At 46.6% G+C, this 23,064-nt stretch carries 14 protein-coding genes, 9 tRNA genes and 6 rRNA genes; all 29 read right to left on the bottom strand.

The window, feature by feature from the left end:
* The gene (locus tag ACZ5B7_RS00535; protein ID WP_464492243.1) at window positions 1–1,083 is read right to left on the bottom strand and encodes a protein arginine kinase; all 1,083 of its coding nucleotides are present in this window, start codon (window positions 1,081–1,083) and stop codon (window positions 1–3) included.
* A 2-nt stretch (window positions 1,084–1,085) separates the two neighbouring features.
* On the bottom strand, window positions 1,086–1,634 hold the full coding sequence (locus ACZ5B7_RS00530; protein WP_464492242.1) for a UvrB/UvrC motif-containing protein: 549 nt from the start codon (window positions 1,632–1,634) through the stop codon (window positions 1,086–1,088).
* Between the two features lie 20 nt (window positions 1,635–1,654).
* Entirely contained in the window at window positions 1,655–2,116 is a 462-nt protein-coding gene (locus ACZ5B7_RS00525) for a CtsR family transcriptional regulator (RefSeq protein ID WP_213148297.1), read from the bottom strand.
* 563 nt (window positions 2,117–2,679) lie between these two features.
* Window positions 2,680–3,555 (bottom strand): IS3 family transposase, encoded by an 876-nt coding sequence (locus ACZ5B7_RS00520; RefSeq protein ID WP_464494408.1) that lies wholly within the window; start codon window positions 3,553–3,555, stop codon window positions 2,680–2,682.
* Between the two features lie 11 nt (window positions 3,556–3,566).
* Window positions 3,567–3,860 (bottom strand): transposase, encoded by a 294-nt coding sequence (locus tag ACZ5B7_RS00515; protein ID WP_213140605.1) that lies wholly within the window; start codon window positions 3,858–3,860, stop codon window positions 3,567–3,569.
* 283 nt (window positions 3,861–4,143) lie between these two features.
* Window positions 4,144–4,260: ribosomal RNA gene (gene rrf, locus ACZ5B7_RS00510) — 5S ribosomal RNA — on the bottom strand.
* Between the two features lie 87 nt (window positions 4,261–4,347).
* Window positions 4,348–7,282: ribosomal RNA gene (locus ACZ5B7_RS00505) — 23S ribosomal RNA — on the bottom strand.
* 206 nt (window positions 7,283–7,488) lie between these two features.
* Window positions 7,489–9,038, bottom strand: a 16S ribosomal RNA gene (locus ACZ5B7_RS00500).
* A 179-nt stretch (window positions 9,039–9,217) separates the two neighbouring features.
* Window positions 9,218–9,293 (bottom strand) — tRNA-Ala (locus tag ACZ5B7_RS00495).
* A gap of 7 nt (window positions 9,294–9,300) precedes the next feature.
* Window positions 9,301–9,377, bottom strand: a tRNA-Pro gene (locus ACZ5B7_RS00490).
* 15 nt (window positions 9,378–9,392) lie between these two features.
* A tRNA-Arg gene (locus tag ACZ5B7_RS00485) sits at window positions 9,393–9,469 on the bottom strand.
* 12 nt (window positions 9,470–9,481) lie between these two features.
* Window positions 9,482–9,570 (bottom strand) — tRNA-Leu (locus ACZ5B7_RS00480).
* Window positions 9,571–9,575: 5 nt separating this feature from the next.
* Window positions 9,576–9,650 (bottom strand) — tRNA-Gly (locus ACZ5B7_RS00475).
* A 10-nt stretch (window positions 9,651–9,660) separates the two neighbouring features.
* Window positions 9,661–9,745, bottom strand: a tRNA-Leu gene (locus tag ACZ5B7_RS00470).
* 9 nt (window positions 9,746–9,754) lie between these two features.
* Window positions 9,755–9,830 (bottom strand) — tRNA-Lys (locus tag ACZ5B7_RS00465).
* Between the two features lie 99 nt (window positions 9,831–9,929).
* A tRNA-Thr gene (locus tag ACZ5B7_RS00460) sits at window positions 9,930–10,005 on the bottom strand.
* A gap of 9 nt (window positions 10,006–10,014) precedes the next feature.
* Window positions 10,015–10,090, bottom strand: a tRNA-Val gene (locus ACZ5B7_RS00455).
* A gap of 10 nt (window positions 10,091–10,100) precedes the next feature.
* Window positions 10,101–10,217, bottom strand: a 5S ribosomal RNA gene (rrf, locus tag ACZ5B7_RS00450).
* Between the two features lie 87 nt (window positions 10,218–10,304).
* Window positions 10,305–13,239, bottom strand: a 23S ribosomal RNA gene (locus ACZ5B7_RS00445).
* Between the two features lie 319 nt (window positions 13,240–13,558).
* A 16S ribosomal RNA gene (locus ACZ5B7_RS00440) occupies window positions 13,559–15,108 on the bottom strand.
* The 16S, 23S and 5S rRNA genes sit together here with 9 tRNA genes alongside, the layout of an rRNA operon.
* Window positions 15,109–15,458: 350 nt before the next feature.
* A complete protein-coding gene (lysS, locus tag ACZ5B7_RS00435; RefSeq protein ID WP_464492241.1) occupies window positions 15,459–16,955 on the bottom strand; it encodes a lysine--tRNA ligase in 1,497 nt (498 codons plus the stop codon).
* Window positions 16,956–17,134: 179 nt separating this feature from the next.
* Entirely contained in the window at window positions 17,135–18,136 is a 1,002-nt protein-coding gene (gene dusB / locus ACZ5B7_RS00430) for a tRNA dihydrouridine synthase DusB (protein ID WP_464492240.1), read from the bottom strand.
* Window positions 18,137–18,171: 35 nt separating this feature from the next.
* Window positions 18,172–18,378 (bottom strand): helix-turn-helix domain-containing protein, encoded by a 207-nt coding sequence (locus ACZ5B7_RS00425; RefSeq protein WP_213121119.1) that lies wholly within the window; start codon window positions 18,376–18,378, stop codon window positions 18,172–18,174.
* Window positions 18,330–18,857, bottom strand: coding sequence for a 2-amino-4-hydroxy-6-hydroxymethyldihydropteridine diphosphokinase (folK, locus tag ACZ5B7_RS00420; protein WP_423800314.1), 528 nt, complete (start codon window positions 18,855–18,857; stop codon window positions 18,330–18,332). The genes ACZ5B7_RS00425 and folK overlap by 49 nt, the downstream gene beginning before the upstream one ends.
* Window positions 18,858–18,859: 2 nt before the next feature.
* A complete protein-coding gene (folB, locus tag ACZ5B7_RS00415; RefSeq protein ID WP_213148306.1) occupies window positions 18,860–19,219 on the bottom strand; it encodes a dihydroneopterin aldolase in 360 nt (119 codons plus the stop codon).
* On the bottom strand, window positions 19,212–20,057 hold the full coding sequence (gene folP / locus ACZ5B7_RS00410) for a dihydropteroate synthase (protein ID WP_464492239.1): 846 nt from the start codon (window positions 20,055–20,057) through the stop codon (window positions 19,212–19,214). Before folP ends, folB begins: the two co-directional genes overlap by 8 nt.
* Before the next feature lie 106 nt (window positions 20,058–20,163).
* Complete coding sequence (gene cysK, locus ACZ5B7_RS00405; protein WP_213148308.1) at window positions 20,164–21,093, bottom strand: cysteine synthase A; 930 nt, start codon at window positions 21,091–21,093, stop codon at window positions 20,164–20,166.
* Between the two features lie 163 nt (window positions 21,094–21,256).
* A complete protein-coding gene (locus tag ACZ5B7_RS00400; protein WP_464492238.1) occupies window positions 21,257–22,156 on the bottom strand; it encodes a peptidyl-prolyl cis-trans isomerase in 900 nt (299 codons plus the stop codon).
* Between the two features lie 24 nt (window positions 22,157–22,180).
* Window positions 22,181–23,059, bottom strand: a complete 879-nt coding sequence (gene hslO / locus ACZ5B7_RS00395) for an Hsp33 family molecular chaperone HslO (protein ID WP_464492237.1) — start codon at window positions 23,057–23,059, stop codon at window positions 22,181–22,183.
* Window positions 23,060–23,064: the final 5 nt, after the last annotated feature.

Genomic DNA, 23,064 nt, shown 5'->3' with positions numbered 1-23,064 from the left:
TCACTCCTCACCAATATTTTTAGATTCCATTATAAAACGTTCCCGAATTAATGCCGCCCGCCTTATGTCTCTTTCATGCGGTCTTAATGGTCCTCCAGCATATTGCTGAAGAAAACCAGGCTGCGTTAAAATCATCAATTCATTTAAGATGTTCTTTGATACATAATTTATATATCCCATATCTATTCCAAGACGAACATCCGATAAACACTTTGCAGCTTCTTTCGTTTCAATAATCCGGCTGTTGGTTAGGACCCCTAGGGACCTGAACACCCTGTCTTCTAATTGTATGTTCGAAGTTTTGCGTAATGCTTCACGTGCCGACCTTTCTTGTGAAATTAACTGGCTGACAACCCCCATTAAATCGCGGCACATGTCTTCTTCAGATTTTCCAAGGGTAATTTGATTGGAAATTTGAAAAATATTGCCGAGTGCTTCACTTCCTTCACCGTAAATTCCCCGAACCACAAACCCTAATTGATTGATGGCTGGAATAATCCGGTTAATCTGCTGTGTTAAAATTAAACCCGGCAAATGCATCATCACCGATGCCCGAAGGCCAGTGCCGACATTTGTTGGACAGCTTGTTAAATAGCCGTATTTTTCATCAAAAGCATACTGGAGATGACCTTCAAGCCAATCGTCAATTTCATTGGCAGCATCTAATGCTTCTTTTAGCTGCAGCCCAGGAAATAGGCATTGAATCCGTATATGATCCTCTTCATTAATCATTATACTAACTTCTTCATTTTCGGATAATAAAACGGCACCATATGGTGAATCCTCTGCCAATTGCGGGCTGATTAGATGTTTTTCAACCAAGACCCTCTTTTGCAGCGGCTGTATCTCACCTATTTTCAACAATTCCAAATGTCCAAAGTTTCGGAGGCTGGAAGTTTCCAAAATGCCCTCCAGCTCATTAATAACCTGTTTAGCTTCCTCATGTGAAAAAAGAGTTGGGAATTTATATGCTTCCAAGTTTCGCGCCAAGCGAATTCTCGAGCTGAGGACAATATCGGATTCAGGCCCTTCCTCACTCATCCAGGAGCTGACCGCTTGATTTAAAAAACGTTCGAGCGACACCGTTACTCCCCTCCCTCATGACCAGCCGCTAATTTTTTCTCCAGCTGACGGATTTCATCGCGGATGGTTGCGGCCTTTTCAAATTCTTCATGGATAATAGATTCTCTTAACAAGTTTTTCAGTTCATCAATTTGCTTGCGGAGATAAATGGCCCCGCCAACTCTTTTTGGAATTTTCCCGTTATGGGTCCAATTTCCGCCATGAAGCCGCCTTAGAACAGGTTTTAATTGTTCTTTAAAGGTCTCATAGCAGTGGGAACAGCCGAAGCGTCCTACTTTCAAAAACTGTGGAAATGTCATGGAACATTGGTGGCATTGCAGGATTTCTGCCTGTTGAAACGGGCTCTCGGTTGGCTGTTGAAATGCCGGGTCGAAATTTAATAAACCTGCTAATAAATTATTAAAAGAAAACCCTGATTCACCATTAAAAATAAACATATCGCCCTTTTCCTGAGCACACTTTTCACAAAGGTGCACTTCCGTCTTTTCACCATTAATAATTTTTGTAAAATGGAGTGCCGCAGGCCTTTGATTACATTCTTGGCAAATCATACTTTCACCCTCTGGCTATATTATTTATATTTCAAAGATGTTAACATTGCCTTTAACATTCTTGCTCTTAATTCATCCCGGTATGGAAGTTCAATATACAAAACAGACCGATCAATCACGCTTAACATAATTTTAGCCTCTCTTTTTGTAATAATCTCTTCCTGAATAAGCCGGCCAATCACATCCTCCGCACTTGCCTGACTGCAACGGCTATGGATAAGTGACAGCAAATGGTCAATCAATTGGGCCGAATCATGAGACTGCACCTTAATAATCCGGATATATCCGCCCCCGCCCCGTTTGCTTTCCACGACATACCCCCGTTCAATCGTGAATCGGGTGTTAATGACATAGTTAATTTGTGAAGGAACACATTGAAATTTATCAGCAACCTCGCTGCGTTTGATTTCCACAATATCTTCTTCACTCATATCCAAAACCTGCTTCAGATATTTCTCGATAATATCGGAGATGTTTCTCATCTTCCCACCCCCTTGCACCATCTGACTTTGACTATATTTGACATTAATTATACTCAATTTTATTTCCAGATGCAACGATTCACTATTATATGATTTTCTCCAAATCTCGCGGTTGCGAAACCTATGATTGATGGGAAAAAACTACTAAATTTGAAGGATTGTGATGCATGGGGACGGTTCTTGTGCATCAAATAGGGAATGTAGTCTGGGAATGTGGGGCATGGGGACCGTTCGAGATAATCAACGAACACAGATTAAAAAGACAGATTAAAGACATTTTGACATTCCGTTTTGGTGATTTTGTCTTTAATAAGGTGGATAAAGGACATTTTGACCTTTGTATGGGTGATTTTGTCTTTGAGAAGCCAGATAAAAGACATTTCGGCCATGCTCAAGGGCCATTTTGTCTTTGAAAAGCCGGATAATGGTCTTCTGTCAAGAAAGTGGACAGTAAAATTTAAGACTTTTAGAAACCAAACCACTACCGCACTTCGTTTGGTACGGTATTAGAAATGATCAGTCGAAAAGCATGACTGCTCATTTCCTAACACCAAATGGCTATATTATGAGGTATATGCAACTTCATCTTGCCGGTGGTTTCTCTCGAATTGATTCGGTGAATTGTGCCCTAAAGTAGAGTGTTTTCGTTTTTCATTATAAAAACTATTTAAATAATGATTAATGGCTTTTACGGCTTCAGCCCTGGTCTTAAAGCGTCTTCTGTAGATCAAGTCTTTCTTGATTGTGGCATGAAAAGACTCAATACATGCATTGTCGTAAGGATCGCCCTTTCTGCTCATACTGATATGCATGTTTTTCCCTTTCAGGATGTCGATATAATCATTTGAACAATACTGGGACCCACGGTCCGAATGATGGATTAACCCTTCACTAGGCTGCCTTGTAACAATCGCCATATTTAATGCTTGTATGGATAGCTCCTTTTTCATATGTGAAGCCATACTCCAGCCTACGATTTTTCTTGAGAATAGATCCATAACGGATGATAAATAAACCCAGCCTTCAAGCGTCCAAATGTACGTAATGTCAGTTACCCATGCTCGGTTGGGCTTTTCAACATTAAATTGGCGATTAAGCAGGTTAGGATAAATGTGTAAATCATGATTTGAATTAGTAGTAATGACAAACTTTTCTTTTGGTGTGGCTGTTAAACCCATCTCTTTCATCATACGTGCAACCGTCTTTTGAGAAATGGTATAACCCCACTCCACCAAGTCGGCATGGACCCTGGGGCTCCCATACGTACCATAGCTCTCGTGAAATGATTTACTTATTTTTTGCTTGATTTCTTTACGGTAGGCATCTTTCTCAGATTGAGGTTTATTCTGGATCCTTAGCCATTTATAATAGCCACTTGATGATACTTTAAGAACTTTGCACATCTTCGCCACAGCGTGCTCATCAGAGTGGGCTTGAATGAACGTATAAATTACGCTTGGTTTTTCGTGAAGATGTGCATGGCCTTTTTTAGAATTTCGTTTTCCTCTTTCAATTTTTGTATCTCTTTCTCGTGTTGCTTTTTCAGTTTTTCAAGTTCTGTGGGTGTAAGATAGTTTTCTCCAGCTTTCCCAGCACTTGTTTTAGTCCTGTAAGCTGCCACCCATCGACTAACAGTTTTAGGGGAGATCTCGAGTTCAAAAGCTACCTGGGAGGCTTTTTTCCCCTCCTCAACGATTAACTTTGCAACATATTCTTTATACTCTTGAGAATGATGTTTACCCATGTGAACACGTCCTTTTAAATGATGATTGTATTATAATCTAAATCTCATTTTTACGTGTCCACTTTTTAGACTAACCTCAATAAAGGACATTTTGCCCTTCATCCCCAGACGGTTTTGTCTCTATAAACTCCATTAAAGACATTTACTTATCCACCTAGTGAATATTTGTCCTTAATAAATCGCGATGAAAAGTTTTTTCAGTTTCTTAAACGGTTCGTATGCATCATTCATGTCTAAATCGCCAACAAAAAAAGACAACCATTTTCAGGTTGTCTTTTTATTTGCCCGGCAGCGTCCTACTCTCACAGGGACTTGCGTCCCAACTACCATCGGCGCTGAGAAGCTTAACTTCCGTGTTCGGGATGGGAACGGGTGTGACCTTCTCGCCATTGCTACCGGACCTATTGAATTAGAGGTTTCATTCCCTCAAAACTAGATAACGCAGAAGAAGTTTAGTAAAAACGAGTTCACCTTACTTAATTATGACTTGGTTAAGTCCTCGATCGATTAGTATCAGTCAGCTCCACACGTCACCGCGCTTCCACCTCTGACCTATCAACCTGATCATCTTTCAGGGATCTTACTAGCTTGACGCTATGGGAAATCTCATCTCGAGGGGGGCTTCATGCTTAGATGCTTTCAGCACTTATCCCGTCCGCACATAGCTACCCAGCGATGCCTTTGGCAAGACAACTGGTACACCAGCGGTGCGTCCATCCCGGTCCTCTCGTACTAAGGACAGCTCCTCTCAAATTTCCTGCGCCCACGACGGATAGGGACCGAACTGTCTCACGACGTTCTGAACCCAGCTCGCGTACCGCTTTAATGGGCGAACAGCCCAACCCTTGGGACCGACTACAGCCCCAGGATGCGATGAGCCGACATCGAGGTGCCAAACCTCCCCGTCGATGTGGACTCTTGGGGGAGATAAGCCTGTTATCCCCAGGGTAGCTTTTATCCGTTGAGCGATGGCCCTTCCATGCGGAACCACCGGATCACTAAGCCCGACTTTCGTCCCTGCTCGACTTGTAGGTCTCGCAGTCAAGCTCCCTTGTGCCTTTACACTCTGCGAATGATTTCCAACCATTCTGAGGGAACCTTTGGGCGCCTCCGTTACACTTTAGGAGGCGACCGCCCCAGTCAAACTGCCCACCTGACACTGTCTCCCACCCCGATCAGGGGTGCGGGTTAGAATTTCAATACAGCCAGGGTAGTATCCCACCGACGCCTCCACCGAAGCTGGCGCTCCGGTTTCTCAGGCTCCTACCTATCCTGTACAAGCTGTACCAAAATTCAATATCAGGCTACAGTAAAGCTCCATGGGGTCTTTCCGTCCTGTCGCGGGTAACCTGCATCTTCACAGGTACTATAATTTCACCGAGTCTCTCGTTGAGACAGTGCCCAGATCGTTACGCCTTTCGTGCGGGTCGGAACTTACCCGACAAGGAATTTCGCTACCTTAGGACCGTTATAGTTACGGCCGCCGTTTACTGGGGCTTCGATTCAGAGCTTCGCTTGCGCTAACCCCTCCTCTTAACCTTCCAGCACCGGGCAGGCGTCAGCCCCTATACTTCGCCTTGCGGCTTTGCAGAGACCTGTGTTTTTGCTAAACAGTCGCCTGGGCCTATTCACTGCGGCTCTTCGGGGCTATTCACCCCAAAAAGCACCCCTTCTCCCGAAGTTACGGGGTCATTTTGCCGAGTTCCTTAACGAGAGTTCTCTCGCTCACCTTAGGATTCTCTCCTCGCCTACCTGTGTCGGTTTGCGGTACGGGCACCTTTTATCTCGCTAGAGGCTTTTCTTGGCAGTGTGGAATCAGGAACTTCGGTACTATAATTCCCTCGGCATCACAGCTCAGCCTTATGGCAAGCGGATTTTCCTACTTGCCAGCCTAACTGCTTGCACGCACATATCCAACAGTGCGCTTACCCTATCCTCCTGCGTCCCCCCATCACTCAAACGATAAAGAGGTGGTACAGGAATATCAACCTGTTGTCCATCGCCTACGCCTTTCGGCCTCGGCTTAGGTCCCGACTAACCCTGAGCGGACGAGCCTTCCTCAGGAAACCTTAGGCATACGGTGGATGAGATTCTCACTCATCTTTCGCTACTCATACCGGCATTCTCACTTCTAAGCGCTCCACCAGTCCTTACGGTCTAGCTTCAACGCCCTTAGAACGCTCTCCTACCGCGGACACCACAAGGTGTCCACCCACAGCTTCGGTGATACGTTTAGCCCCGGTACATTTTCGGCGCAGAGTCACTCGACCAGTGAGCTATTACGCACTCTTTAAATGGTGGCTGCTTCTAAGCCAACATCCTGGTTGTCTAAGCAACTCCACATCCTTTTCCACTTAACGTATACTTTGGGACCTTAGCTGGTGGTCTGGGCTGTTTCCCTTTTGACTACGGATCTTATCACTCGCAGTCTGACTCCCACGGATAAGTCATTGGCATTCGGAGTTTGTCTGAATTCGGTAACCCGATGAGGGCCCCTAGTCCAAACAGTGCTCTACCTCCAAGACTCTAACTACGTGAGGCTAGCCCTAAAGCTATTTCGGAGAGAACCAGCTATCTCCAAGTTCGATTGGAATTTCTCCGCTACCCACACCTCATCCCCGCACTTTTCAACGTGCGTGGGTTCGGGCCTCCATCCAGTGTTACCTGGACTTCACCCTGGACATGGGTAGATCACCTGGTTTCGGGTCTACGACTACATACTAATTCGCCCTATTCAGACTCGCTTTCGCTGCGGCTCCGTCTCTTCAACTTAACCTCGCATGCAATCGTAACTCGCCGGTTCATTCTACAAAAGGCACGCCATCACCCATGAACGGGCTCTGACTACTTGTAGGCACACGGTTTCAGGATCTCTTTCACTCCCCTTCCGGGGTGCTTTTCACCTTTCCCTCACGGTACTGGTTCACTATCGGTCACTAGGGAGTATTTAGCCTTGGGAGATGGTCCTCCCTGCTTCCGACCGGATTTCACGTGTCCGGCCGTACTCAGGATCCACTCAGGAGGGAACGAAGTTTCGACTACAGGGCTTTTACCTTCTATGGCTGGCCTTTCCAGACCGCTTCATCTACCCCGTTCCTTTGTAACTCCATGTTGAGTGTCCTACAACCCCGAAAGGCAAGCCTTTCGGTTTGGGCTGTTCCCGTTTCGCTCGCCGCTACTCAGGGAATCGCGTTTGCTTTCTCTTCCTCCGGGTACTTAGATGTTTCAGTTCCCCGGGTCTGCCTTCAATACCCTATGTATTCAGGTAAAGATACTGCTCCATTACGAACAGTGGGTTTCCCCATTCGGAAATCTCCGGATCGGCGCTTACTTACAGCTCCCCGAAGCATATCGGTGTTAGTCCCGTCCTTCATCGGCTCCTAGTGCCAAGGCATTCACCGTGCGCCCTTTCTAACTTAACCTAAAAGGTTTTACTTACTCTTAAAAATAAGAGAGAAAAACTAAAATGGCGATTACTCGGTTCTTACTTGGTTACTTCTTCTTTTACGATTATCTAGTTTTCAAGGAACAAAAAGTTTTGAGAGATAATTCCCTCAAAACTAAACAAACAAGAAACAATCAAACAAACATGTATTGTCTGGCTCATATGTCCAGCTTATATCCTTAGAAAGGAGGTGATCCAGCCGCACCTTCCGATACGGCTACCTTGTTACGACTTCACCCCAATCATCTGTCCCACCTTAGGCGGCTGGCTCCTTACGGTTACCCCACCGACTTCGGGTGTTACAAACTCTCGTGGTGTGACGGGCGGTGTGTACAAGGCCCGGGAACGTATTCACCGCGGCATGCTGATCCGCGATTACTAGCGATTCCGGCTTCATGCAGGCGAGTTGCAGCCTGCAATCCGAACTGAGAATGGTTTTATGGGATTGGCTTCACCTCGCGGCTTCGCTGCCCTTTGTACCATCCATTGTAGCACGTGTGTAGCCCAGGTCATAAGGGGCATGATGATTTGACGTCATCCCCACCTTCCTCCGGTTTGTCACCGGCAGTCACCTTAGAGTGCCCAACTGAATGCTGGCAACTAAGATCAAGGGTTGCGCTCGTTGCGGGACTTAACCCAACATCTCACGACACGAGCTGACGACAACCATGCACCACCTGTCACTCTGTCCCCCGAAGGGGAAATTCCTATCTCTAGGAGTGTCAGAGGATGTCAAGACCTGGTAAGGTTCTTCGCGTTGCTTCGAATTAAACCACATGCTCCACCGCTTGTGCGGGCCCCCGTCAATTCCTTTGAGTTTCAGCCTTGCGGCCGTACTCCCCAGGCGGAGTGCTTAATGCGTTAGCTGCAGCACTAAAGGGCGGAAACCCTCTAACACTTAGCACTCATCGTTTACGGCGTGGACTACCAGGGTATCTAATCCTGTTTGCTCCCCACGCTTTCGCGCCTCAGCGTCAGTTACAGACCAGAAAGCCGCCTTCGCCACTGGTGTTCCTCCACATCTCTACGCATTTCACCGCTACACGTGGAATTCCGCTTTCCTCTTCTGCACTCAAGTCCCCCAGTTTCCAATGACCCTCCACGGTTGAGCCGTGGGCTTTCACATCAGACTTAAAGGACCGCCTGCGCGCGCTTTACGCCCAATAATTCCGGACAACGCTTGCCACCTACGTATTACCGCGGCTGCTGGCACGTAGTTAGCCGTGGCTTTCTGGTCAGGTACCGTCAAGGTACCGGCAGTTACTCCGATACTTGTTCTTCCCTGACAACAGAGCTTTACGACCCGAAGGCCTTCATCGCTCACGCGGCGTTGCTCCATCAGACTTTCGTCCATTGTGGAAGATTCCCTACTGCTGCCTCCCGTAGGAGTCTGGGCCGTGTCTCAGTCCCAGTGTGGCCGATCACCCTCTCAGGTCGGCTACGCATCGTCGCCTTGGTGAGCCGTTACCTCACCAACTAGCTAATGCGCCGCGGGCCCATCTGTAAGTGTCAGCCGAAACCGACTTTCAACCTTCCCTCATGCGAGGGAAGAAATTATCCGGTATTAGCTCCGGTTTCCCGAAGTTATCCCAGTCTTACAGGCAGGTTGCCCACGTGTTACTCACCCGTCCGCCGCTAACCACCGGGAGCAAGCTCCCAGTGATTCGCTCGACTTGCATGTATTAGGCACGCCGCCAGCGTTCGTCCTGAGCCAGGATCAAACTCTCCAATAAAGTTGAGTTGATTAGCTCAAAAATGTTACGTTGGCTTCATTTCAAAAGAAATGAATAATTATTGTTTGTTGACGTTTTGTTTGTTTAGTTTTCAAAGAACTATTTAATCCGCCTCTCAAAGGCGACTTTTATATATTAACAAAGCAAATTAACAATGTCAATATATTTTTAAAAATAAATGGTGGAGCCTAGCGGGATCGAACCGCTGACCTCCTGCGTGCAAAGCAGGCGCTCTCCCAGCTGAGCTAAGGCCCCGTTAAAATGGTCGGGAAAACAGGATTCGAACCTGCGACCCCTTGGTCCCAAACCAAGTGCTCTACCAAGCTGAGCTATTTCCCGTACTATTAAATTTGATGGCGCGCCCGACAGGAGTCGAACCCATAACCTTCTGATCCGTAGTCAGACGCTCTATCCAATTGAGCTACGGGCGCTTATTTTATAAATGGTGCCGAGGACCGGAATCGAACCGGTACGGTAGTCACCTACCGCAGGATTTTAAGTCCTGTGCGTCTGCCAGTTCCGCCACCCCGGCAAATATGGAGCGGAAGACGGGATTCGAACCCGCGACCCCCACCTTGGCAAGGTGGTGTTCTACCACTGAACTACTTCCGCGATATTAAAATGGTGCGGGTGAAGGGAGTCGAACCCCCACGCCTTGCGGCGCCAGATCCTAAGTCTGGTGCGTCTGCCAATTCCGCCACACCCGCATATTAAAATGGTGAGCCATGAAGGACTCGAACCTTCGACCCTCTGATTAAAAGTCAGATGCTCTACCGACTGAGCTAATGGCTCGTACAATAAGAAATGCTAAACTACCTAGTTATTCTGCTTAAAATCCCTTCGGGATTTCGCGCACGCTTCCGCTGATGCAATTCAATGAAGTAAGAAGCGTGGTGCCGGCTAAAGGACTTGAACCCTCAACCTACTGATTACAAGTCAGTTGCTCTACCAATTGAGCTAAGCCGGCATAATAATATGGTGGAGGATGACGGGATCGAACCGCCGACCCTCTGCTTGTAAGGCAGATGCTCTCCCAGCTGAGCTAATCCTCCATATATGATGGCCCGGCAGCGTCCTACTCTCACAGGGACTTGCGTCCCAACTACCATCGGCGCTGAGAAGCTTAACTTCCGTGTTCGGGATGGGAACGGGTGTGACCTTCTCGCCATTGCTACCGGACCTATTGAATTAGAGGTTTCATTCCCTCAAAACTAGATAACGCAGAAGAAGTTTAGTAAAAACGAGTTCACCTTACTTAATTATGACTTGGTTAAGTCCTCGATCGATTAGTATCAGTCAGCTCCACACGTCACCGCGCTTCCACCTCTGACCTATCAACCTGATCATCTTTCAGGGATCTTACTAGCTTGACGCTATGGGAAATCTCATCTCGAGGGGGGCTTCATGCTTAGATGCTTTCAGCACTTATCCCGTCCGCACATAGCTACCCAGCGATGCCTTTGGCAAGACAACTGGTACACCAGCGGTGCGTCCATCCCGGTCCTCTCGTACTAAGGACAGCTCCTCTCAAATTTCCTGCGCCCACGACGGATAGGGACCGAACTGTCTCACGACGTTCTGAACCCAGCTCGCGTACCGCTTTAATGGGCGAACAGCCCAACCCTTGGGACCGACTACAGCCCCAGGATGCGATGAGCCGACATCGAGGTGCCAAACCTCCCCGTCGATGTGGACTCTTGGGGGAGATAAGCCTGTTATCCCCAGGGTAGCTTTTATCCGTTGAGCGATGGCCCTTCCATGCGGAACCACCGGATCACTAAGCCCGACTTTCGTCCCTGCTCGACTTGTAGGTCTCGCAGTCAAGCTCCCTTGTGCCTTTACACTCTGCGAATGATTTCCAACCATTCTGAGGGAACCTTTGGGCGCCTCCGTTACACTTTAGGAGGCGACCGCCCCAGTCAAACTGCCCACCTGACACTGTCTCCCACCCCGATCAGGGGTGCGGGTTAGAATTTCAATACAGCCAGGGTAGTATCCCACCGACGCCTCCACCGAAGCTGGCGCTCCGGTTTCTCAGGCTCCTACCTATCCTGTACAAGCTGTACCAAAATTCAATATCAGGCTACAGTAAAGCTCCATGGGGTCTTTCCGTCCTGTCGCGGGTAACCTGCATCTTCACAGGTACTATAATTTCACCGAGTCTCTCGTTGAGACAGTGCCCAGATCGTTACGCCTTTCGTGCGGGTCGGAACTTACCCGACAAGGAATTTCGCTACCTTAGGACCGTTATAGTTACGGCCGCCGTTTACTGGGGCTTCGATTCAGAGCTTCGCTTGCGCTAACCCCTCCTCTTAACCTTCCAGCACCGGGCAGGCGTCAGCCCCTATACTTCGCCTTGCGGCTTTGCAGAGACCTGTGTTTTTGCTAAACAGTCGCCTGGGCCTATTCACTGCGGCTCTTCGGGGCTATTCACCCCAAAAAGCACCCCTTCTCCCGAAGTTACGGGGTCATTTTGCCGAGTTCCTTAACGAGAGTTCTCTCGCTCACCTTAGGATTCTCTCCTCGCCTACCTGTGTCGGTTTGCGGTACGGGCACCTTTTATCTCGCTAGAGGCTTTTCTTGGCAGTGTGGAATCAGGAACTTCGGTACTATAATTCCCTCGGCATCACAGCTCAGCCTTACGGTGAACGGATTTTCCTATTCACCAGCCTAACTGCTTGCACGCACATATCCAGCAGTGCGCTTACCCTATCCTCCTGCGTCCCCCCATCACTCAAACGATAAAGAGGTGGTACAGGAATATCAACCTGTTGTCCATCGCCTACGCCTTTCGGCCTCGGCTTAGGTCCCGACTAACCCTGAGCGGACGAGCCTTCCTCAGGAAACCTTAGGCATACGGTGGATGAGATTCTCACTCATCTTTCGCTACTCATACCGGCATTCTCACTTCTAAGCGCTCCACCAGTCCTTACGGTCTAGCTTCAACGCCCTTAGAACGCTCTCCTACCGCGGACACCATGAGGTGTCCACCCACAGCTTCGGTGATACGTTTAGCCCCGGTACATTTTCGGCGCAGAGTCACTCGACCAGTGAGCTATTACGCACTCTTTAAATGGTGGCTGCTTCTAAGCCAACATCCTGGTTGTCTAAGCAACTCCACATCCTTTTCCACTTAACGTATACTTTGGGACCTTAGCTGGTGGTCTGGGCTGTTTCCCTTTTGACTACGGATCTTATCACTCGCAGTCTGACTCCCACGGATAAGTCATTGGCATTCGGAGTTTGTCTGAATTCGGTAACCCGATGAGGGCCCCTAGTCCAAACAGTGCTCTACCTCCAAGACTCTAACTACGTGAGGCTAGCCCTAAAGCTATTTCGGAGAGAACCAGCTATCTCCAAGTTCGATTGGAATTTCTCCGCTACCCACACCTCATCCCCGCACTTTTCAACGTGCGTGGGTTCGGGCCTCCATCCAGTGTTACCTGGACTTCACCCTGGACATGGGTAGATCACCTGGTTTCGGGTCTACGACTACATACTAATTCGCCCTATTCAGACTCGCTTTCGCTGCGGCTCCGTCTCTTCAACTTAACCTCGCATGCAATCGTAACTCGCCGGTTCATTCTACAAAAGGCACGCCATCACCCATGAACGGGCTCTGACTACTTGTAGGCACACGGTTTCAGGATCTCTTTCACTCCCCTTCCGGGGTGCTTTTCACCTTTCCCTCACGGTACTGGTTCACTATCGGTCACTAGGGAGTATTTAGCCTTGGGAGATGGTCCTCCCTGCTTCCGACCGGATTTCACGTGTCCGGCCGTACTCAGGATCCACTCAGGAGGGAACGAAGTTTCGACTACAGGGCTTTTACCTTCTATGGCTGGTCTTTCCAGACCGCTTCATCTACCCCGTTCCTTTGTAACTCCATGTTGAGTGTCCTACAACCCCGAAAGGCAAGCCTTTCGGTTTGGGCTGTTCCCGTTTCGCTCGCCGCTACTCAGGGAATCGCGTTTGCTTTCTCTTCCTCCGGGTACTTAGATGTTTCAGTTCCCCGGGTCTGCCTTCAATACCCTATGTATTCAGGTAAAGATACTGCTCCATTACGAACAGTGGGTTTCCCCATTCGGAAATCTCCGGATCGGCGCTTACTTACAGCTCCCCGAAGCATATCGGTGTTAGTCCCGTCCTTCATCGGCTCCTAGTGCCAAGGCATTCACCGTGCGCCCTTTCTAACTTAACCTAAAAGGTTTTACTTACTCTTAAAAATAAGAGAGAAAAACTAAAATGGCGATTACTCGGTTCTTACTTGGTTACTTCTTCTTTTACGATTATCTAGTTTTCAAGGAACAAGGCTACGGACTTCAATCACATCATGACTAAACATCAGAGCGTTACTTCTTGCAGCCTTGCGACGAGCTGAGGATTCACTTCCTCGAGTTACTGCGGCGCAGGAGCAAAAAAATAAGGTTTTGAGAGATAATTCCCTCAAAACTAAACAAACAAGAAATAATCAAACAAACATGTATTGTCTGGCTCATATGTCCAGCTTATATCCTTAGAAAGGAGGTGATCCAGCCGCACCTTCCGATACGGCTACCTTGTTACGACTTCACCCCAATCATCTGTCCCACCTTAGGCGGCTGGCTCCTTACGGTTACCCCACCGACTTCGGGTGTTACAAACTCTCGTGGTGTGACGGGCGGTGTGTACAAGGCCCGGGAACGTATTCACCGCGGCATGCTGATCCGCGATTACTAGCGATTCCGGCTTCATGCAGGCGAGTTGCAGCCTGCAATCCGAACTGAGAATGGTTTTATGGGATTGGCTTCACCTCGCGGCTTCGCTACCCTTTGTACCATCCATTGTAGCACGTGTGTAGCCCAGGTCATAAGGGGCATGATGATTTGACGTCATCCCCACCTTCCTCCGGTTTGTCACCGGCAGTCACCTTAGAGTGCCCAACTAAATGCTGGCAACTAAGATCAAGGGTTGCGCTCGTTGCGGGACTTAACCCAACATCTCACGACACGAGCTGACGACAACCATGCACCACCTGTCACTCTGTCCCCCGAAGGGGAAATTCCTATCTCTAGGAGTGTCAGAGGATGTCAAGACCTGGTAAGGTTCTTCGCGTTGCTTCGAATTAAACCACATGCTCCACCGCTTGTGCGGGCCCCCGTCAATTCCTTTGAGTTTCAGCCTTGCGGCCGTACTCCCCAGGCGGAGTGCTTAATGCGTTAGCTGCAGCACTAAAGGGCGGAAACCCTCTAACACTTAGCACTCATCGTTTACGGCGTGGACTACCAGGGTATCTAATCCTGTTTGCTCCCCACGCTTTCGCGCCTCAGCGTCAGTTACAGACCAGAAAGCCGCCTTCGCCACTGGTGTTCCTCCACATCTCTACGCATTTCACCGCTACACGTGGAATTCCGCTTTCCTCTTCTGCACTCAAGTCCCCCAGTTTCCAATGACCCTCCACGGTTGAGCCGTGGGCTTTCACATCAGACTTAAAGGACCGCCTGCGCGCGCTTTACGCCCAATAATTCCGGACAACGCTTGCCACCTACGTATTACCGCGGCTGCTGGCACGTAGTTAGCCGTGGCTTTCTGGTCAGGTACCGTCAAGGTACCGGCAGTTACTCCGATACTTGTTCTTCCCTGACAACAGAGCTTTACGACCCGAAGGCCTTCATCGCTCACGCGGCGTTGCTCCATCAGACTTTCGTCCATTGTGGAAGATTCCCTACTGCTGCCTCCCGTAGGAGTCTGGGCCGTGTCTCAGTCCCAGTGTGGCCGATCACCCTCTCAGGTCGGCTACGCATCGTCGCCTTGGTGAGCCGTTACCTCACCAACTAGCTAATGCGCCGCGGGCCCATCTGTAAGTGTCAGCCGAAACCGACTTTCAACCTTCCCTCATGCGAGGGAAGAAATTATCCGGTATTAGCTCCGGTTTCCCGAAGTTATCCCAGTCTTACAGGCAGGTTGCCCACGTGTTACTCACCCGTCCGCCGCTAACCACCGGGAGCAAGCTCCCAGTGATTCGCTCGACTTGCATGTATTAGGCACGCCGCCAGCGTTCGTCCTGAGCCAGGATCAAACTCTCCAATAAAGTTGAGTTGATTAGCTCAAAAATGTTACGTTGGCTTCATTTTAAAAGAAATGAATAATTATTGTTTGTTGACGTTTTTGTTTGTTTAGTTTTCAAAGAACTATTTAACCTGCCGCCTAAAAGCGACTTTTTTATCATACCAAGTTATCAACTTAATGTCAACAACTTTTTTAATATCTTTTGTCGAAGACTTAATGTCTCGCAACAACAGATATTAATATACCACCATTAATAATTTCGTGCAATAGTTTTTATCAGTTTTTTTAAACCTAAGTGCAAGTTTAAATATTCACTCTTTTTATTGAAAAATAAAAGGAAAAGTGCTGTCTTAACAGCACTTTTCCATAAAGTTACTTATGACGCATTAGCGGGAATAACAGAACATCACGAATCGATGGTGAGTTTGTCAATAACATTACTAAACGGTCAATACCGATTCCTAGACCGCCTGTTGGAGGCATTCCATATTCCAATGCCTCTACGAAATCTTCATCCATCTCGTGCGCTTCATCATTACCCTGCTCGCGTTCTTTTAACTGTGCTTCAAAACGCTCACGCTGATCAATCGGGTCGTTCAACTCTGTAAAAGCATTAGCATGCTCACGGGCAACGATAAACAGCTCAAAACGGTCTGTAAAGCGCGGGTCCTCGTCATTTTTCTTCGCAAGCGGAGAAATTTCAACCGGATGTCCATAAATGAATGTAGGTTGTATCAACTTTTCTTCTACTTTTTGCTCAAAGAATTCATTAACGATATGACCATACAGCATATGCTCAGTAATTTCTACACCATGTTCCTTCGCAAGCTGACGGGCTTCCTCGACGCTCGTCTCTTTCCAGAAATCAGCACCAGTGTATTCTTTGATGGCGTCAACCATGTGGAGTCTTTTCCACTCCGGCTTGAGGTCTACTTCATATTCTCCGTACTGTACAGTTGTTGTACCTAATACTTCTTGCGCAATATGAGCGATGAGGTTTTCTGTCAAACTCATAATATCGCGATAGTCAGCATATGCCTCATATAATTCAATCATCGTAAACTCAGGATTATGACGTGTAGAAACACCTTCGTTACGGAATACCCGGCCGATTTCATAAACCTTTTCAAGACCACCGACAATCAAACGCTTCAAATGAAGCTCAATTGCAATTCGCATGAACAGCGGCATATCAAGAGCATTATGATGTGTGATAAATGGTCTCGCAGATGCTCCGCCAGCAATGGCATGCATCATCGGTGTTTCAACCTCTAGATAACCATGGTCATCTAAATAACGGCGCATTGATTGAATGATTTTACTGCGGGTAATAAAGGTTTCTTTGCTTTCCTGGCTCATGATTAAATCTAAGTAACGCTGACGGTAGCGCTGTTCGACGTCCTTTAAGCCATGGAATTTATCCGGCAGCGGGCGGAGTGCTTTCGTTAAGAACACAAAGTTATCAACTTTAACAGATAACTCGCCAACTTTCGTTTTAAATAAGGTTCCGTGTACTGCTACAATATCGCCTAAGTCAGCTGAATCAAAAATCTCATATGACTCTTCGCCAACTGCGTCCTGTCTTACGTATAATTGAATTTGGCCAGTTAAATCCTGGATATGGGCAAATCCAGCTTTCCCTTTGCCGCGTTTCGTCATAATTCTCCCGGCAATAGCAACAGTCACATTTAGGGTTTCCAATTCCTCTTTATCAACTTCGTCATATTGACTGATTAACTCTTGACTGCTATGTGTACGATCAAAACGTTTACCAAAGGGATCTAGCCCTTTTTCCCGCATCGAATGCATTTTTTCACGTCTGACCTTTAATTGGTCATTTAATTCTTCACTCACAACTATCAACTCCATTAATCATTTTATGTAAAACGCATGTTAAACCGCGCATCTGCATACTTCTATTATTTTACACAAACTGAAGAATTCAGACATCTAAAAAAGATAGAATACAATAAAAACTGCCAGTAACCCACTGGCAGCCTTAACATCAAACAAAATAATTATAGAAAATGGCACAATTTATGTCAAATTCAGCCTACTATTGCCTGGCTTTGTTCTTTTGCCTCTGCATCTACTACTAATTCGTTTAACAAGGAAACGAGCTGTTCACGTGTAAGACACTCATTGACGGCGTTACGCGCATTGGCATTGCCGCGGATACCTTTTAAATACCAAGCAGCATGCTTGCGCATTTCACGGACTGCGATATCCTCGTTTTTCAACGCAATCAAACGATCGAGGTGAAGGATACAAACATCAATTTTTTCACGGACAGATGGTTCGCCCATTAATTTCCCCGTTTCTAAATATTGAACCGTACGATAAATCATCCACGGGTTTCCAAGTGCAGCCCGGCCGATCATGACGCCGTCAACACCGGTTTCATCCAGCATTCTTTTGGCATCCTGTGGTGTTTGCACATCACCGTTGCCGATGACAGGAATATTTACTGACTGCTTTACTTCACGGATAATATCCCAATTCGCTTTTCCTTCGTACATTTGGACGCGCGTTCTACCGTGCAGCGCAACAGCTTTCCCGCCTGCCTTTTCAATCATTTGTGCGTTTTTAACTGCAAAGATATGGTCTTCATCCCAGCCCATCCGCATTTTAACCGTAACAGGCTTTTCAACCGCATCTACTACAGCCGAAACCATTTCATAGATTTTATTAGGATCGAGCAGCCATTTCGCACCTGCATCACATTTTGTGATTTTTGGAACCGGACAGCCCATATTAATATCGATAATATCAGCGTTCGTATTTTTATCGACGAATCTTGCTGCCTCGACAAGCGTTTCTTTTTCGCCGCCAAAAATTTGCAGGCTCAATGGTTTTTCCCGCTCATCAATATAAAGCATGTTCATTGTTTTTTCATTTTTAAAAACTATACCTTTGTCGCTGACCATTTCGGCGCAGACCAATCCGGCGCCAAACTCTTTTACCGTCAGACGGAATGCCGAGTTACAGACTCCAGCCATAGGCGCCAAGACGACAGGGTTCTTCATTTCAATATTGCCAATTTTCAGCATTAAACGTCCTCCTTAACTAAAATTTTTCTATCCATCTATTCCTTTGGTGCTAAATCTTCCTTGGTTATTTTTAAAGACAGCGCAATTTTCTCCAGCAGCTCCTCTGCTGGCAGACGGTTGCCCCGCTCAATTTCTCCCAAAATGGAAACTGATACCCCCAGTTCCTTTGAAAAGCTCTCTTGTGTAAAACCTTTTAGCTTCCGATAGGCTCGAATCCGCCTTCCCCACTTTTCTGCTTCCATATTCGGACTCCTTCTTTATCTTGTAATTCAACCATATATGCTCTAAGAGGCTTCTTCATCCCCGAAATATGAATATCTGGATTTATTTCAAAAAGCGGAATCATTACAAACGCCCGTTCCAGCATCCGCGGGTGCGGAACGATAAGCTTCTCTGTTTCAATATTTTCGTGATTGAACGTCAAAATGTCAAGGTCAATCGTCCGCGGCCCCCATCTGATCTCCCTTTTCCTGCCAAGTTCCTGCTCGGTTTTTAAACATGTATCCAATAGTTCATTGGCGTTTAAGACTGTTTTAACCTCGATTACCATATTTAAAAATAAATCCTGATCCTCATAGCCGATAGGATCTGTCTCGTATATAGAGGACTTATTTACCAACTGAATTCCCGGATGATTGGTTAAGATTTGGATAGCCTTCGCCATATTATCATAACGGTTTCCGATATTTGAGCCAAGGGCAATAAATGCTGTATTTTCCACTTTTATCTTCTCCTTGTAATCTCGACAGCAACGGATTCGTAATGGCCGGGAATAGGAGGATCCGGCTTTATCACCTTCACCGTAACCTCTTCAACTAAAGGAAATCCTAATAAGACACTTCCGGCAATTTTCTCAGCGACTGCCTCGACCAACTTTTTAGGTTCACCCTCGACTACTTCCTTACATAATTGATAAAGCTCACCGTAATGAACAGAATGTTCAAGCGCGTCAGTTTCACCTGCTGCTTTTAAATCCAATGAGACCGACAAATCGACAGAAAAGCGCTGTCCCAATACGGTTTCTTCGGGAAAAACGCCGTGGTACCCGTAAAACTCCATACCATTAACATATATTTTATCCAAGCATGTCACCCTTTCCCATCATTGCATCCATCATTCTTGCCATCCTGCTCATTTCTTTGACATCGTGAACACGGATCATTTGGCAGCCTTTTTGAATGCCGTAACAGATGGTTGCCCCTGTACCCTCCATTCTTTCGTTAACAGGCAGATTTAAGGCCTGTCCAATCATCGTTTTTCGGGAGGTTGCCAAGAGAACCGGGTAGCCAAGCATCACAAGCTTATCCAAATTTTGCATCATCAACAGATTTTCTTGATAGTCCTTAGCAAACCCAATGCCCGGGTCGAGAATAATATTTTCATCCTTCACACCAGCTTTTTTAACAATCGCGATGCTTTCATATAAATCATTGATGACGTCCCTTACAAACAATCGATAATTTCGATCATGGCGATTGTGCATTAGGATAATTGGAACATCATATTCCGCCGCAACCTCACCCATCCGCTCATCCGCCTTTGCCCCCCAGATATCATTAATAATATGGGCACCAGCTTGGATCGCCTGCCTGGCCACTTCCGCTTTGTATGTATCAATCGAAATTGGCACTTGAACTTGTTTGGCAATGGCCTCAATAATCGGAACTACCCGCTTAATTTCTTCCTCCTCAGGAACCACCGCAAAGCCAGGACGGGTAGATTCTCCTCCGATATCAATAATATCAGCGCCAGCTTCAACCAGTTTCTTAGCATGTTCAACAGCCTTGTCAATATTATTAAATCTACCGCCGTCGGAGAATGAATCTGGTGTGGCATTGAGGATTCCCATCACAATGGTTTTTTTGCTCATGTCCAATGTGTATGGCCCGCAATGGATGTTTTGTTCAAAAGCTGCATTCATCCCATTCCCTCCTAAAAACTCTTATCCTTTAATCATACAATAAAAGAGGACCAGGACACAAAAAAAGAGGACGCCGGCAATTGCCGACGACCCCCTGTCCGTTCACTTATTCTACATCGTATTGATATAGAGGAGTACTTAAATAACGCTCGCCGTTATCAGGTATAATTGCTAATACTTTTTTGCCTTTTCCAAGTTCCTTTGCCACTTTTAATGCTGCAGAAATAGCAGCGCCGGAAGAAATACCGCCAAGAATTCCTTCTTCTCTGGCCGCGCGGCGGGAAGCATCAAATGCTTCTTCCGTGCTAATTTGAACAACTTCATCATAAATTTCTGTATTTAATGTATCAGGGACGAAGCCAGCACCAAGGCCTTGCAGCTTATGCGGACCTGGCTTACCGCCAGATAGAATTGCTGAATCCTGCGGCTCAACAGCATAGATTTTTACATTAGGGAATTTTTCACGGATAACACTGCCGGCACCTGAAATAGTTCCGCCTGTACCAATACCGGAAACAAATCCATCAAGCTGATCCATTTGCTCGACAATTTCTTTCCCTGTTGTTTTGCGGTGAACCTCAGGGTTGGCTTCGTTTTTGAACTGTTGCGGCATAAAGTAGCCGTTTTCAGCAACTAAAGCTTCTGCGCGAGCAATAGCTCCCTTCATTCCTTCTGGTCCTGGTGTAAGAACTAATTCAGCACCATAGGCGCGAAGCAGATTCCGTCTTTCTAAGCTCATTGTTTCTGGCATTACAAAAACAGCTTTATAGCCCTTTGCAGCAGCTACCATCGCAAGTCCGATACCTGTATTGCCGCTTGTAGGCTCAACAATTGTATCGACACCTGGTTTGATTAAGCCTTTTTCTTCTGCAGCTTCAATCATTGCTAATCCGATACGGTCTTTTACACTGCTACCTGGATTAAAGTATTCAAGCTTTAAATAAACATCTGCGCTATTTTCATCAACTAATTTGTTAAGCTTTACAATCGGTGTTTGCCCAATTAATTCTGTAATGGAATTTGCCACACGAACCATCTGAAATCTCTCTCCATTCTATTCCGAGTATTTTTATTGGATTTATATATATTGAATTTACCAGTTTTATACTTGTTTTGTCAATCATTTTGACTAGGGAATTTTGTGAAAATTTTCGAAACAGATTTGCCTAAAAGAAAAACACAAGATGGATTCCTGTGCTTTAATTTGTTTCGTTATTTTTCCCGTAAAACCAGTTTACCTTGGCTTCTTTCCAGAAGGAAGAAGCAGAGGCTGGGGCCTTCATCTGCTCTAAGGCCAATTGGCGGCGGACTTGTTTTTTAACCTCGTCGAAGGAGTACTTTTTACCGCTGATTTTGCCTTCCATTTTGATGATGGCGTACCCATCGTCAATCTTAAATGGTTTACTATAAGCTTTTTTCTTTAATTTTTTTGCCGTGTCAATATAACTTTCTGGGTATCGCTCATCGCCATCACTAATATATCCAATATCTCCGCCTTCATTCGCGGAGAATTCATCAATGGAACGCTCCATGGCCAAAGCTGAAAAACTCGACCCTTGCGCCAATTCTTTTATCGCCTTATTCGCTTCTTCCTTGGTTTTCACTACAATATGGGATAGATGATAAATTTCCGGAACATCATATAAATCCTTGTTCTTTTGGTAATAGCTCTGTAATTCTTTATCAGAAATAATTACATCTTTTGTCAAAAGCTCTTGCAGGAGAAGACTGTCCTGAATTTGTTCCTTCCACCTTTTCTCATCAAGCTGATTTTTTTGGCTGAATGCGCTGTTCGTGGCCTGCAGGAGCCGAAATTCACGTTCAACCTCTTGGTCTGAGATTTTAATGCCATACTTCTTTGCCATCTCACGAATAACCTTTTGGTCAATCAACTCTTTTAAGATATCTTTCCCATATCTTTTTTCCAATTCATTTAGCCATTCCTGCCTTGTAACTGACTGCTTCCCCACGGTTGCCACAGCTTCATCATTTATTGCAGTCCCGCCATCTCCGGTTCCCTTTGCCAGAAAAAAGGCGATGGTTAAACAATTCAGCATGATAAGGCCGGCGATTACCATCCACAGTTGCTTTTTCCCCAAGCCTAATTCTCTCCCCATAAACGATTATTTAGCTGATTCTTTCAATTCCTTCAGCTCTTCTTTTGTAAAGAGGTATTTCTCGTTACAGAAATGGCAATGAGCCTCTGCCTGTCCATCCTCTTCAATCATCGCGGTAATCTCATGGGCACCTAATCCGACGATGGCATCAGCAAAGCGCTGTTTTGAACAAGTGCATTGAAATTTGACCGGCATGGTCTCCAAGATTTTCACATTCTCTTGTCCAAAAAGTTCATTTAAAATTTCTTCAGGAGTTAAACCCTTTTCCACCAATTTCGAAATAGGCGGAATCGTCTTTAACCGTTCCTCCAATTTGGTAATAACGGCATCTTCTGTTCCAGGCAGGATTTGCAGGATAAAGCCGCCAGCTGCCAGAATGGAATCATCAGGATTCACCAAGACACCCACACCTACTGAGGACGGGACTTGCTCAGATGTTGCAAAATAATATGTAAAATCCTCTCCGAGTTCTCCTGAAACAAGCGGAACCTGGCCGGAAAAGAAATCCCTGAGGCCAATATCCTTTACAATCGCTAATGTCCCGTCCGTTCCGACCGCGCGGCGGACATCAAGCTTACCATGCTCGTTCGATTCAAAATCAACCTCTGGGTTGGTCACATATCCGCGCACCTCACCGCTTGCGTTACTATCGACGAGAATCGGACCAAGCGGGCCGCCTCCATCGATTTTGATGGTCAGCTTTTCATCGCCCTTAAGCATCGCCCCCATCATCACCCCTGCGGTCATTGCACGGCCAAGCGCGGCTGAAGCCGTTCTCCATGTTTGATGACGTCTTTGCGCCTCACTGACTGTTTCCGTCGTGCGGACGGCATATGCCCTTATATTTCCATCATAGGCAAGCGCCTTAACTAAATAATCGTTCATGTTAA

It is taken from the genome of Neobacillus sp. S1115 (genome assembly GCF_055385565.1).
The sequence above is the reverse complement of the archived record's forward strand: the minus strand, read 5'-3'. Positions and strand labels throughout refer to the sequence as shown.

What these genes read in the sequence shown, in the direction of transcription:
- ACZ5B7_RS00530 (WP_464492242.1), bottom strand. Translation starts at nt 1,634, where the DNA reads ATGATTTGCCAAGAATGTAATCAAAGGCCTGCGGCACTCCATTTTACA.
- ACZ5B7_RS00525 (WP_213148297.1), bottom strand. Translation starts at nt 2,116, where the DNA reads ATGAGAAACATCTCCGATATTATCGAGAAATATCTGAAGCAGGTTTTG.
- ACZ5B7_RS00515 (WP_213140605.1), bottom strand. Translation starts at nt 3,860, where the DNA reads ATGGGTAAACATCATTCTCAAGAGTATAAAGAATATGTTGCAAAGTTA.
- lysS (WP_464492241.1), bottom strand. Translation starts at nt 16,955, where the DNA reads ATGGAGTTGATAGTTGTGAGTGAAGAATTAAATGACCAATTAAAGGTC.
- dusB (WP_464492240.1), bottom strand. Translation starts at nt 18,136, where the DNA reads ATGCTGAAAATTGGCAATATTGAAATGAAGAACCCTGTCGTCTTGGCG.
- ACZ5B7_RS00425 (WP_213121119.1), bottom strand. Translation starts at nt 18,378, where the DNA reads ATGGAAGCAGAAAAGTGGGGAAGGCGGATTCGAGCCTATCGGAAGCTA.
- folP (WP_464492239.1), bottom strand. Translation starts at nt 20,057, where the DNA reads ATGAATGCAGCTTTTGAACAAAACATCCATTGCGGGCCATACACATTG.
- cysK (WP_213148308.1), bottom strand. Translation starts at nt 21,093, where the DNA reads ATGGTTCGTGTGGCAAATTCCATTACAGAATTAATTGGGCAAACACCG.
- hslO (WP_464492237.1), bottom strand. Translation starts at nt 23,059, where the DNA reads ATGAACGATTATTTAGTTAAGGCGCTTGCCTATGATGGAAATATAAGG.